Here is a 12375-nt window from a genome sequence, read left to right on the forward strand (position 1 = left end):
AATTATCATTTTTTTTACTGTTTATCGCTTGGTGAATTGCGCACCTTGGGTAATAATGCGATCCCTGTTTCGATCGCGTGTTTTTTAGTGGCATAGCCTTGCCTAAAGCGCTCGGTACAGCGATCTGTGCACTAAAGTTGTGCCCCTCCAGAGTGTTACCGTATTGGCTAGGGCTGGTAAAAAATTCACACTTATGCAAGAATTCGTGGATTTTTTACACAAGTAAAAGGAATATTCCTCCTGTAACTCCATGAAAAATCAGCATTTTTTTGCTTAATGCCGGTTTTTGCGTGAAGCCCAGATCCAAATTCCTGTATTAGATACTACTGCTACGTGATGTGCGCACTTGCGCATAGCTGAGGAGATTTGAATGCAACAAGATATCAATGCCATTGAAACAAAAGAGTGGCTAGACGCCCTTCGGTCAGTTGTTCGTCATGCGGGTAAAGATCGCGCCGCAGAAATATTAAAATCCCTGTCCGATTCTGCTGTCAGTCATGGCATTGAGCAGCCTTCTTCAATCCAGACCCCTTATATCAATAGCATCCCTGTTGAGAAAGAAATCAAGTCTCCAGGTGACTATGCATTGGAGCGTAAAATCCGCTCTATTATTCGTTGGAATGCCATGGCGATGGTGATGAAAGCCAACGACAATGATGATGGTCTGGGTGGACACATTGCCTCTTTTGCATCTTCTGCAACCCTGTATGACGTAGGTTTTAACCACTTTTTCCGCGGTAACGACGGTGATACTCCTGGCGACCTGATTTATTTCCAGGGCCACGTATCGCCCGGTATGTATGCGCGCTCCTATGTGGAGGGTCGTTTAACCGACGCTCACTTGGATAATTTCCGTCGCGAAGTCAATGGCGGAGGTTTGTCTTCCTATCCTCACCCATGGTTGATGCCGGATTACTGGCAGTTCCCGACGGTATCTATGGGCTTGGGCCCAATCAAAGCAATCTATCAAGCGCGTTTTAACCGTTATATGGAAGCGCGCAGTTTAATTCCGGTAACTGACCGTAAGGTATGGGCATTCCTGGGCGATGGCGAATGTGATGAGCCGGAAAGCCTGGGTGCCATTTCACTGGCTTCCCGTGAAAAATTGGACAACCTGATTTTTGTGATCAACTGTAACTTGCAGCGTTTGGATGGTCCTGTACGTGGCAACGGCAAAATAGTACAAGAACTGGAAGGCGTATTCCGCGGTGCTGGTTGGAACGTTATTAAAGTATTGTGGGGTCGTGGTTGGGATAAATTGCTCGCCAAAGATAAAACCGGTCTGCTGCAAAAGCGCATGAACGAAGTTGTCGACGGCGAGATGCAAAATTACAAAGCCAATGGTGGCGCTTACACCCGCGAGCATTTCTTTGGTAAATACCCTGAATTGCTTGAGCTGGTAAGTGACATGAGCGACGACGATATCATGGCGCTGGCGCGCGGTGGTCACGATTCGCACAAGGTGTACAACGCCTACCATCAAGCAGTGAACAGTAAAGGCAAGCCGACCGTGATTCTCGCCCAAACTGTAAAAGGTTATGGCATGGGTTCTTCCGGTGAAGCCATCAATAAAACGCACTCAGCCAAATCTCTCGCGATGGAAGATCTGAAGAAATTCCGCGATCGTTTTGAGCTACCTATCAGCGACGAAGATCTGCCAAGCCTGCCTTACTATCGCCCGGCTGAAGACAGCCCCGAAATGCAATACATGAAGTCGCGCCGCAAAGAATTGAAAGGCTATGTGCCATCGCGCGATGCACACTTTGATCCACTGTTGGTGCCGGCATTGGATGCGTTTGCTGCGCAGTTGAAATCAACCGGTGAGCGTGAAATTTCTACCACCATGAGTTTCGTGCGTATTTTGTCTTCTCTGGTTAAAGACAAAAATATCGGTAAGCAAATTGTGCCCATCGTTCCGGACGAAGCGCGTACCTTTGGTATGGAAGGCATGTTTAAAACTGTGGGTATTTATTCATCCGAAGGCCAAAAATACGTTCCGCACGATGCTGGCCAAATGATGTCTTACCACGAGTCTGCGACTGGCCAGATTTTGGAAGAAGGTATTAACGAAGCGGGATCTATGGCTTCCTGGATTGCGGCGGCAACAGCCTATAGCAACTACAAAAAACCGATGATTCCGTTCTACATTTACTACTCCATGTTTGGTTTCCAGCGTATTGGTGACCTGGCATGGGCAGCGGGTGACTCTCAGGCGCGCGGTTTCCTGATGGGAGCAACGGCTGGTCGTACCACCCTTAACGGTGAAGGTTTGCAGCATCAGGATGGTCACAGCCATGTGTTTGCGAACACAATTCCCAACTGCCGCTCTTATGATCCTACCTATGCCTATGAACTGGCAGTGATCATTCAGGACGGTATCAAGCGTATGTACCATGACAATGAAAATGTGTTCTATTACGTTTCATTGATGAATGAAAATTACCAACACCCGGATATGCCGGAAGGTGCGGAAGAGGGCATCATCAAAGGTATTTACCAACTGGAAAAGGGAACTGGCAAAGCCAAGAACCGCGTACAGTTGATGGGTGCAGGTACCATTTTGCGTGAAGTGCGTTTCGCCGCAGAAATCCTGCGTAGCGAGTTTGACGTAGAGGCAGACGTGTGGAGTGTGACCAGTGTGAACGAACTGACCCGCGATGGTCAGCGCGCAACTCGCTGGAATATGCTGAATCCGACTGCTGCCCAGCGTAAGCCTTACATTACCCAAGCGTTGGAAGGTGCTGAAGGCCCATTCATTATCTCTACCGACAATCTCAAGACCTATTCCGAACAACTGCGCGCCTACATTCCCGGTCATTACACCGTGCTGGGAACAGAAGGTTTTGGTCGCAGCGATACCCGTACCCAATTGCGTCACTTCTTCGAAGTTAACCGCTATTTTGTGGTAGTTGCTGCGCTCAAATCCTTGGCAGACCAAGGCAAGATTAAAGCGGATGTGGTTGCCAAGGCCATCAAGAAATTTGGCATTGATCCAGAAAAAGCGGATCCGATGAGCGTATAAAACCATCGCCCTCTCACAAAGAGGGCGATGTTGTTTGTATTCGTCAAAAACATTTTATCGAATGTAGAAATAACCGATTAGTGAGGAACTACAGTGGCAATTCAAACTATTAAAGTGCCTGATATTGGCGGCGCAGAAGGCGTTGAAGTGATTGAGATCTCCGTAAAAGTAGGTGATGTAATCGCCGAGGGTGATTCAATTGTCGTGCTTGAAACCGACAAGGCTTCAATGGAAATCCCGGCCGATAAAGCAGGCAAGGTTGTCGCTATCAAAGTGAACCTGGGCGATAAAGTATCTCAGGACAGCGTATTACTTGATGTAGAAGCAGAGGGTGCCAGCGAAGCGGCGCCAGCACCACAAGCTGCGGCGCCAGTTGCCGCTGCGGCACCAGCATCGGCACCGGTTGCAACTGCCAGCGCTGAAGTGCAGATGGTAGTACCTGATATTGGTGGTGCCGAAGGTGTTGAGGTAATTGAAATTTCTGTGAAGGTTGGCGATGAAGTTGCTGCTGGCGATTCACTGATCGTACTTGAAACAGACAAAGCTTCCATGGAAATTCCAGCGGAAGCGGCGGGTACTATTGTGAGCATCGCCGTTAATGTGGGCGATAAGGTATCTCAAGGTGCAGTGATTGGTGTATTGGCAACTACCGGCGGTGCAACGGCTGCTCCTGCTGCCGCACCGGCAAAAGCTGAGCCAGCGCCCGTAGCTGCAGCAGCGCCTGCGCCTAAAGCGGAAGTCGTTAAGCCAGCCGCCGCGCCTGTTGCAGATGTTGAACAAACTGGCGATGTTTATGCTGGTCCTGCTGTGCGCAAACTTGCTCGCCAACTCGGTGTTGATATGGGCAAGGTATCTGGTACTGGCCCTCGTGGTCGCCTGTTAAAAGATGACGTGCGTGCTTACGTTAAGCCTATTGTGCAAGCTGCTCAATCCGGTGCGTCGCTGGGCGGCGGTTCTGGTATTCCAGCATTGCCAGTTATCGATTACGCCAAGTTTGGTGAAATCGAAATTATCAAAATGAGCAAGATCAAGAAGCTGACTGCTGAGGCTATGACTCGCAGCTGGTTGAATGTTCCGCGTATTACCCAGTTTGACGATGCGGATATCACTGATCTGGAAGCTTTCCGTAACAGCATGAAAGCGGAAGCGGAAAAACGCGGCAGTAAATTGACTCCTTTGCCTTTCATCGTGAAAGCAGTTGCAGCTGCTTTGGTGGCTGAGCCTTCATTTAATGTGTCCATGCATCAGGATGGCGAAAGCATTGTGCACAAGAAATTTGTACACATTGGTATCGCAGTAGATACGCCAAATGGTTTGTTGGTGCCTGTTGTCCGTAATGCTGATAAAAAAGGTTTGTTTGAACTGGCAGATGAAATTAATGTGCTGGCCAAGAAAGCACGCGATGGCAAATTGACCCCAGCAGAAATGCAGGGCGGTTGCTTCACCATTTCCAGCTTGGGTGCTATGGGTGGTAACGGCTTTACTCCAATGGTATCTGCTCCGACAGAAGTGGGTATTCTGGGTGTATCGCGCGCGCAAATGAAACCTGTGTGGAATGGCAAAGAATTTATTCCTCGCAATATGTTGCCGCTCTCGCTGTCTTACGATCACCGCGCAGTTAACGGTGCTGATGCCGGTCGTTTTATGACTTACCTGGTATCGGTCATTGGTGATCTGCGTCGCTTGTTGTTGTAATCCGGTGCAGTGATTTAGTAATAGAAAGGGCCAGCACATGCTGGCCCTTTTTTATTTTGATTCGTATTGTTTGTTGCGTTTTTAGTTGTTTTGCGATGATTAGGCTAGACCTTGGTTTTCCAATACAGAAAGGTTTTAAACCCCGGCAAATAGCGTTTGCTCAACAAGATCAAGGCCAGCCCCAATGCAACACCTGTCGCATTAGCTAGTATGTCAGCGAGGCTAAAGGTGCGCGGCGGATTATAGTGTTGCGCAATTTCTATTGCCACTGAATAGCCGACTAATATCAACGCCTGCTGCCACATGGGCCAAAAGGGGCGTGCAAAATTAATGGAAATGGCTGCAACTGTGTAGCCAGCAAAATGCATGATCAAATCATTGAAAACGGGAATGGTATTTTCAGGGTGAGGGGTTAGCCCCAGATAGGTGTAGATCACCAGGAGGATATAAAACTGCACTACGCATAAAAAACGCCACGCCATCGGTTGCTCCTGTCATTGCAAGTGGCGGCCAGCATAGCAGGTTGCTTTTTATAGGGCGATGCCTGCGTTCTTGCCTATTTAACCAGCGGCACCATAGGTTCGGCAGCATAGAGATCTTGCGGCGTGTTGATGTTAAAAAATGGATCGTACTCGCTGGCATTGAATAGTACTTCGACAGGATTTTGCGCGCTCATCCAGTCTTGCAGGCGCGGCATATCATCGCTCTGCAACTGTTGCTCCATGGGTTTGATAAGCGAGGCGTGCCAGAGTGCAAAGGTTGGATGTCGACGCGCGAGCGAGCAGGCAATGGCCAGGCGTGAGTTGGATTCCGTCGCGGCAGTTAATAAATTGCTGACCAGATCAGACGGGAAAAATGGTGTGTCAGAGGCGAAGCTTACCAGCCACTCCGCATCGGGATTATCTTTGTGCATCCAGTAAAGGCCAGCGTGAATACCAGCCAGAGGGCCACGGTTATTGGGGTAGATATCTGCCACTACAGGCAGGCGGGTGCGCGCAAAGCGCAGGCTGTTACCATTGGCATTCAGCAGTAGTTTCGTCACCTGCGGTTGAGCCCGGTCAATGGTGCGTTGCAGCAGGGTTTTCCCGACCAGCGGTAGCAGGCATTTGTCGCCACCGCCCATACGGCGGGCCAGACCGCCTGCAAGAATAACGCCTACAACTGGCTCAATATTGCTCATAAATATGCTACTGCGTGAAATTTGATTCTGGATTCATAGGGCTTGCGTGGCGCATGAATCCTTTTTACAGGTATTTCATAGTGTAGCTGTTGGCCTGACTCATCACCACGGTTTTATGTAATCAGATACTTTGGTCACAGGCGAGGGCAGGCGTCCTTGCCCAATGTTGTTTAGAGTGCTCCTGCCAGTATTTGCTTGTGTGCATAGTCAACTGCACGGGCTGTTAAGGCCATATAGGTGATGCTTGGGTTTTGTGTGCCAGAGCTGGTCATACAAGCGCCATCGGTGACAAATACATTGGGCACATCGTGCATTTGATTCCACTTGTTCAGCACGCTGGTCTTGGGGTCGTGTCCCATACGTGCCGTCCCCATTTCATGGATACACGCACCTGGTGCCGTGGCGTTGTTGTAGGAGGTGATGTTGGTACAACCAGCTGCTTCCAGCATCTCGACCGCGCACTTAACACCATCGGCGCGCAGTTTGTGCTCGTTCTCGCGCAATTTGGCATCAAATGTGATGAGTGGCATTCCGTGCTGATCCTTCTTGCTGAAGTCGAGATACATACGGTTTTCATGATAAGGCAGCATTTCGCCAAAGCAGGTCATGCGCACGCTGTAAGCGCCTGGCTTAAAAATCACATCCTTCAGTGCACTACCGACAACACCTTCAGGAGCATTGGTAATACGGCGAGCTTCACCCTGGTAACCAAAGCCGCGCAAGTAATCTGCCCGTTTGGTCTCTTCATCAATATTGGTGAAGCGGGGGATGTAAAAACCTGTGGGCTTGCGACCGGAATAATAGGTGTCTTCAAGGCCTGGCAGGATACCGGAGGCTCCCATGCCGTAGTGATGATCCATAAGGTTATGGCCCAGTTCGCCGCTGCTATTACCTAGGCCATTGGGAAAGGCTTCCGAGCGGCTATTCAGTAAAATGGCCGTGGTGCCCACGGTACTGGCATTGCAGAAAATAATGCGTGCCGAAATTTCCTGTTGCTCTCCTGTTACGGCGTCCTTGATGCGCACTCCGGTGGCGCGACCGCTAGCCGCGTCATAGATAATTTCTTGCACAATACTGTTTGGGCGAAGGGTCAGGTTGCCGGTTTCTTCTGCCACTGGCAGGGTTGCTGATTGGCTGCTGAAATAGGCACCAAATGGGCAGCCGCGCCAACAGCGATCACGGGACATGCATTGGCCACGCTTGCCCTTATGCACTTCGGGTTTGTATTCGCTTAAATTGGCAACTCGCCCGGGTGTCACAATCCGGTCCGGAAATTTTTTAGCGACAGTTTCGCGCAAGTGCTGTTCGGCACAATTGAGTGGAAATGGTTTTAAAAACACACCGTCCGGCACCTGCTTAAGGTTTTCTTTTTGCCCACTGACGCCCACAAAGGTTTCGACATAGTCGTACCAATCGGCAAGGTCGGCGTAACGAATGGGCCAATCAATGGCGATGCCATCTTTTTTGTTGGCTTCAAAATCGATATCGCTCCAGCGATAACACTGGCGCCCCCACATGAGCGACCGTCCACCAGTGTGGTGGCCGCGAATCCAATCGAAGCGTTCGTCTTCTTGATAGGGGTATTCGTCGTCTTTGTTGATCCAATGCTTGTTGGCTTGTCGCACCCACCAAGGCAAGCGATCCTGTTTGTGATAATGGGTGGCAATTTCAGCCTGCGGAACCCTGTCCTCGTGAGGCAATTCCCAAGGATCCATTGTCGCTGTGGGGTATTCGCCATGGGCTACTGCACGACCGCGTTCGAGTACCAAGGTTTTATAGCCTTTAGTACACAGTTCCATAGCGGCATAGCCGCCGCTGATGCCGGAGCCAATAACAATTGCATCAAAATCAGTTTGCGTTGTTTTAATCATTTTCACAGGGCCCATGCTTTGTTGTTAACGTCATCCAGTGAAATACAGGGTTTGTAAGCACCGGGAACAGGCAAGTAATTCAAGAAGTTTTTAGCCACAACTTCGGTAGACAAGTAATAGGCGATAGTTTGTTGTTTAAACTCCACCAGTGCTTTTTTGGCATCAGCTGCCCCTTCGCTGGCGTTCAATTCAAGGGATTGCAATATGCCAACCTGTTCGGCGGGCGAGCGCTGTAAAAATGTTTGCTGATTGAGGTGGCTCTCCAACGCCAGCCACCAGGTTTTAAAGCGGGCTTGGTATGAGGAGTCAAAGACTTGGCCCAGCATCGAGTCGAGGGTGATGTGTACCTTTACCTCCGTTGCAGATGGGCTGTCGGTACGCGGCAGAATGGTGTCTACCAACAAGGTAACCAGCGCGAATTGTTCCGGCGTAAAAAAGTGCAAAAGGTTGGATGGGGTGTCGGTATCCGCAGGAAGAGCGCTGTTTTGTGTGGGTGTTTGTTCGGAGCATCCAGACAATATTGCACTGGCCAGGGAGGCGGATACTGCACTGCCGGTAATCCAGGCGGTATACCTGAGGATTTCGCGTCTGTTCATAGTGACTTGCCTATGTTGGTGTTGATTTTATTGTTAGTCTGGCGGGCAATTGGTGTGCCCTATAAACCCGCGCAACATATAGTCGACATTGCCATAAGGTGGGTGTGATGTAAATTGGCGCGCTGCTGCATAGTCGTCGACCCATATCCTGTTAGGGCGATTTTTCGTATAAAAATCCTGCTGGCCTGACATTTCTTAACAGAGGTCAGCTTGTGTCTGTTTTTGAGGAACCTGTATGGATTTACATTTAGAAGACTTTCGTCGCGAATACACGCAAGGCGGTTTGGATCGGGCCGATTTGGCCGACAGCCCGTTGGATCAATTCGGGCGCTGGATGGAGCAAACCATCCAATCCGGTATTCCTGATCCCAATGCAATGACCGTGGCGACTGTTGATGCCAATGGTCAACCATCGCAGCGGATTGTGTTGTTGAAACATCTGGATGAAAAAGGGTTTGTGTTTTACACCAACCTGAACAGCCGCAAGGCGCAGGAGTTGAAACAAAACCCCAAGGTTAGCCTGCATTTTCCCTGGTACTTTCTGGAGCGGCAGGTGAAGGTGTGCGGCACGGCCGAGCCTTTATCCACGACTGAGGTACTCAAGTATTTTGTCTCGCGCCCTCGCGAGAGCCAATTGGGCGCTTGGGCATCACACCAGAGTCGCCCGATTTCATCCCGTGCCTTATTGATGCAGCAGTTTGAGTCGATGAAACAAAAGTTCGCCAAGGGAGCTATTCCTCTGCCGGACTTTTGGGGTGGCTTTCGGGTAAAGCCCCATCAAATTGAGTTTTGGCAAGGGGGCTCGCACCGCTTGCATGATCGTTTTCAATACAACTTGCAAGCCGATGGCAGTTGGTCGATTGCACGTCTGGAGCCTTAATGGTGATGAGATATATTGCAGTGACAGCGACTGGCGATGCCAGTGGCATGCAGTTGGGGCAGCTGGCAATCCCTGAGCCGGGCCCCGATGACCTATTGGTAAGGGTATTGGCGGCGGGGGTTAATCGCCCGGATATTTTACAGCGCCAAGGTTTGTACCCCGCACCTGACGATGCATCACCCGTGCTGGGTTTAGAGGTAGCGGGCGAGGTAGTTGCCTGCGGCAAGCATGTGAGTCGTTGGCATGTAGGCGACAAGGTATGTGCTCTGGTGAACGGTGGCGGTTACGCCGATTATGCGCTGGCCCCGGCGGCTCAATGTTTACCGATTCCGGCGGGATATTCCTGGGTGCAAGCCGCCGCCTTACCGGAAACATTTTTCACGGTATGGCATAACCTGTTTCAGCGGGTGCAATTGCAGTCGGGCGAACGCTTATTAATTCATGGCGGTGCCAGCGGTATTGGTGTCGCTGCGATCCAAATAGCGCGCGCCTTGGGTGTTGAGGTAATGGCGACGGCAGGTTCTGTTGCGAAATGCGCGGCGATTACACAATTAGGTGCCCACGCCATTCACTATCGCGATCAGGATTTTGTCGCCGAGGTAAAGCGACTCACCCAAGGGCAGGGCGCCAATGTGATTCTGGATATGGTGGGCGCTGATTATATTCAACGTAATTTTTCAGCAGCGGCCAAAGAAGGACGCATTGTTAACATCGCTTTTTTAAATGGCAGTAAAGCGAATGTTGATTTTATGCCGCTCATGCTAAAGCGCTTGACCTTGACTGGCTCCACCTTGCGCGCGCAATCGGCAGTCGTGAAAGCGGGCATCGCCCGTGAGTTGGAAGCCAACATTTGGCCATTACTGGACAATAAAACAATTACGCCATTGATTGATTCGGTGTTTGCATTTGGCGATGTAGTTGCAGCCCATCGTCACATGGAATCCAATCAGCACATTGGCAAAATCATATTGGATCTGGCAACGAATGAATCGAGCAATACATAACACGACGACGAAAAAGCGCCCGTTGGACGGAGTGCGCATTATTGAAATCGGCCAGTTAATCGCCGGCCCTTTTGCGGGCTGCATGCTGGGCTATTTCGGCGCGGAGGTAATTAAAATTGAGCCGCCGGAAGGCGATGCTATTCGCAATTGGCGTGTGGTGGAAAACGGCACTTCATTGTGGTGGCGCAGTATCGGGCGCAATAAAAAAAGTATTACGCTCGATTTAAAACAGGCCGAGGGTCAACAGATTGCGCGTCAGCTGATGGATAGCGCGGATGTGGTTATCGAAAATTTTCGCCCCGGTGTGATGGAATCCTGGGGCCTTGGGCCCGATGTGCTGAAACAAACTAACCCGCGATTAATTTACGCGCGCATTTCCGGTTACGGCCAAACCGGCCCCTATGCCACTAAGCCGGGTTTTGCTTCCGTCTGCGAAGGTATAAGTGGCTTCCGCTATGTGAATGGTTTTCCCGATCAAGCGCCGGTGCGCCCTAATTTAAGTATTGGCGATACTATTTCCGGTATTCATGCTGCACTCGGTATTGCGCTTGCGCTGCTGGAGCGAAATAACAGCGGTGAAGGACAAGTAGTGGATGTCGCTCTCTATGAGTCCATGTTTAATTTGATGGAGGCCGTGGTGCCGGAGTTTTCGGGTGCCGGTGTGATTCGTGAACCTTCAGGAACTACCGTAACCGGCATAGTGCCCACCAATACCTATCGCTGCAAAAATGGAAAATATGTTGTGATTGGCGGCAATGGTGATTCTATTTTCCAGCGCTTGATGAATGTGGCAGGTCATCCGGAAATGGCCACAGATCCGCGCATGGCCAATAATGCCGGGCGCGTAGAGCATGAATTGGAAATTGATAATGCACTGGCGGCCTGGTGTATGAGTAAAAATGCTGACGATATTTTGCAATTACTTGAGCAAGCGCGAGTGCCAGCAGGCCCTATTTATAATGTGAAAGATATGTTTGCCGATCCGCACTTTGTGGCGCGAGGTATGTTTGAGCAAGTGGAAATTAATGGTAAGCCACTGCAACTGCCGGCAATTGCCCCACGGCTTGCGCAAACACCGGGCGCTACCGATTGGCCGGGGGGTGATATCGGCAGTCATACGCAAGAAATTTTACAAACGCTGTTGAATTTTACACCTGAGCATATCGAACATTTAAAAGCGTCCGGTGTGATTTGAGCTAGCTACAAAACCAAAGGTAAATTTATGTTGCTTCAACCGGGGTTGTATCGCCATTACAAAGGCAAGGACTATTTTGTTTTTCAGGTGGCCCATCACAGCGAAACACGCGAGCCGTTGGTTTTTTATCGCTGTTTGTATGGCGATTATTCGTGGTGGGTGCGCCCGCTGGCTATGTTTACCGAAACGGTTGAACTGGCAGGCGAAACCATTCCGCGTTTTCGGTTTGTGCGTGTGTTGGATGAAACAGAATTAACGGCTTTTTTAGCACCACAAGTGGAATATGAACAATCGTGAATAACCCGGATTCAGCAGAATACGCAGCGCCTGTATTTTCGGAGCAAGATAAGCAGTGGATGGAATATGCTTTTCAACTGGCGGCACAGGGTAAAGAATTAGGTGAAGTCCCTGTCGGGGCGGTTATTGTGCTCGATGGCAAGGTGTTGGGAGAGGGCTTTAATCAACCCATAACCCGTCATGATCCCACCGCCCACGCGGAGATTATCGCGCTGCGACAGGCTGCCCAGCAGGTGCAGAATTATCGTTTGGTGGGTGCCAGTATTTACGTCACGCTTGAACCTTGCACCATGTGCGTTGGGGCTTTAGTGCATGCACGTATAGCGCGCTTGGTATTTGGCACCACTGAGCCAAAGGCAGGTGCAGTAGTGAGCAAATCCCAGTTGCTGGACAATGATTATTTCAATCATCGGGTGAGTTATGCGGGTGGTTTAATGGTGAGTGAGTGCCAGCATCAACTAAGTGAATTTTTTGCGGCGCGGCGTGAGCAAAAACGGCAAGAAAAATGGGAGCGGCAGTCACAAGTTTCATCCACCAACAATGGCGGTGATGAGTAAATACTGCGTCCTTAAATGAGTAGGGGCCGCAATGCGGCCCCGTACAGATACTATCCCTTAGTAGAAGTAGTCAATTTG

11 protein-coding genes are annotated in these 12375 nt (G+C 50.2%); 7 read left to right on the forward strand and 4 right to left on the reverse strand.

Annotated features, from left to right (window positions below):
* Positions 1 to 370: 370 nt before the first annotated feature.
* Together aceE and aceF are read left to right on the forward strand one after the other, a co-directional pair.
* Entirely contained in the window at positions 371 to 3022 is a 2652-nt protein-coding gene (gene aceE, locus B0D95_RS01790; RefSeq protein WP_078042304.1) for a pyruvate dehydrogenase (acetyl-transferring), homodimeric type, read from the forward strand.
* A gap of 93 nt (positions 3023 to 3115) precedes the next feature.
* Positions 3116 to 4717 carry a dihydrolipoyllysine-residue acetyltransferase gene (gene aceF, locus B0D95_RS01795; RefSeq protein WP_078042305.1) on the forward strand — a complete coding sequence of 534 codons (1602 nt, stop codon included), beginning with the start codon at positions 3116 to 3118 and terminating at the stop codon, positions 4715 to 4717.
* A 104-nt stretch (positions 4718 to 4821) separates the two neighbouring features.
* Here the strand turns inward: aceF and B0D95_RS01800 are convergent, their stop codons facing one another.
* The 4 genes from B0D95_RS01800 to B0D95_RS01815 form a co-directional block, all read right to left on the reverse strand.
* Complete coding sequence (locus tag B0D95_RS01800; protein ID WP_078042306.1) at positions 4822 to 5199, reverse strand: VanZ family protein; 378 nt, start codon at positions 5197 to 5199, stop codon at positions 4822 to 4824.
* Between the two features lie 74 nt (positions 5200 to 5273).
* Positions 5274 to 5897 (reverse strand): molybdenum cofactor guanylyltransferase MobA, encoded by a 624-nt coding sequence (mobA, locus tag B0D95_RS01805; RefSeq protein ID WP_078042307.1) that lies wholly within the window; start codon positions 5895 to 5897, stop codon positions 5274 to 5276.
* A 170-nt stretch (positions 5898 to 6067) separates the two neighbouring features.
* A complete protein-coding gene (locus tag B0D95_RS01810; protein WP_210403708.1) occupies positions 6068 to 7768 on the reverse strand; it encodes a GMC oxidoreductase in 1701 nt (566 codons plus the stop codon).
* A gap of 2 nt (positions 7769 to 7770) precedes the next feature.
* Positions 7771 to 8364, reverse strand: coding sequence for a gluconate 2-dehydrogenase subunit 3 family protein (locus B0D95_RS01815; protein ID WP_078042309.1), 594 nt, complete (start codon positions 8362 to 8364; stop codon positions 7771 to 7773).
* A gap of 235 nt (positions 8365 to 8599) precedes the next feature.
* On the opposite strand from B0D95_RS01815, the gene pdxH reads away from it, so the two are divergent.
* Genes pdxH through tadA form a run of 5 tightly spaced genes read left to right on the forward strand, consistent with a single transcriptional unit; the run spans position 8600 to position 12297 of the window.
* On the forward strand, positions 8600 to 9244 hold the full coding sequence (pdxH, locus tag B0D95_RS01820; RefSeq protein ID WP_078042310.1) for a pyridoxamine 5'-phosphate oxidase: 645 nt from the start codon (positions 8600 to 8602) through the stop codon (positions 9242 to 9244).
* Positions 9245 to 9249: 5 nt separating this feature from the next.
* On the forward strand, positions 9250 to 10248 hold the full coding sequence (locus B0D95_RS01825; protein ID WP_371452921.1) for an NAD(P)H-quinone oxidoreductase: 999 nt from the start codon (positions 9250 to 9252) through the stop codon (positions 10246 to 10248).
* Positions 10229 to 11443: a CaiB/BaiF CoA-transferase family protein gene (locus B0D95_RS01830; RefSeq protein WP_078042312.1), complete on the forward strand. Its 1215-nt coding sequence runs from the start codon at positions 10229 to 10231 to the stop codon at positions 11441 to 11443. The genes B0D95_RS01825 and B0D95_RS01830 overlap by 20 nt, the downstream gene beginning before the upstream one ends.
* 27 nt (positions 11444 to 11470) lie before the next feature.
* Positions 11471 to 11740, forward strand: a complete 270-nt coding sequence (locus B0D95_RS01835) for a DUF1653 domain-containing protein (RefSeq protein WP_078042313.1) — start codon at positions 11471 to 11473, stop codon at positions 11738 to 11740.
* Positions 11741 to 11799: 59 nt separating this feature from the next.
* On the forward strand, positions 11800 to 12297 hold the full coding sequence (gene tadA, locus B0D95_RS01840; protein ID WP_305763987.1) for a tRNA adenosine(34) deaminase TadA: 498 nt from the start codon (positions 11800 to 11802) through the stop codon (positions 12295 to 12297).
* The last annotated feature ends 78 nt before the right edge of the window (positions 12298 to 12375 follow it).

The sequence above is a fragment of the Cellvibrio sp. PSBB023 genome (assembly GCF_002007605.1).
In the GTDB taxonomy this organism is placed as follows: domain Bacteria; phylum Pseudomonadota; class Gammaproteobacteria; order Pseudomonadales; family Cellvibrionaceae; genus Cellvibrio.

What these genes read in the sequence shown, in the direction of transcription:
- B0D95_RS01830 (WP_078042312.1), top strand. Translation starts at nt 10,229, where the DNA reads ATGAATCGAGCAATACATAACACGACGACGAAAAAGCGCCCGTTGGAC.
- pdxH (WP_078042310.1), top strand. Translation starts at nt 8,600, where the DNA reads ATGGATTTACATTTAGAAGACTTTCGTCGCGAATACACGCAAGGCGGT.
- B0D95_RS01810 (WP_210403708.1), bottom strand. Translation starts at nt 7,768, where the DNA reads ATGATTAAAACAACGCAAACTGATTTTGATGCAATTGTTATTGGCTCC.
- aceE (WP_078042304.1), top strand. Translation starts at nt 371, where the DNA reads ATGCAACAAGATATCAATGCCATTGAAACAAAAGAGTGGCTAGACGCC.
- mobA (WP_078042307.1), bottom strand. Translation starts at nt 5,897, where the DNA reads ATGAGCAATATTGAGCCAGTTGTAGGCGTTATTCTTGCAGGCGGTCTG.
- B0D95_RS01835 (WP_078042313.1), top strand. Translation starts at nt 11,471, where the DNA reads ATGTTGCTTCAACCGGGGTTGTATCGCCATTACAAAGGCAAGGACTAT.
- B0D95_RS01815 (WP_078042309.1), bottom strand. Translation starts at nt 8,364, where the DNA reads ATGAACAGACGCGAAATCCTCAGGTATACCGCCTGGATTACCGGCAGT.
- B0D95_RS01800 (WP_078042306.1), bottom strand. Translation starts at nt 5,199, where the DNA reads ATGGCGTGGCGTTTTTTATGCGTAGTGCAGTTTTATATCCTCCTGGTG.
- B0D95_RS01825 (WP_371452921.1), top strand. Translation starts at nt 9,250, where the DNA reads ATGAGATATATTGCAGTGACAGCGACTGGCGATGCCAGTGGCATGCAG.
- tadA (WP_305763987.1), top strand. Translation starts at nt 11,800, where the DNA reads ATGGAATATGCTTTTCAACTGGCGGCACAGGGTAAAGAATTAGGTGAA.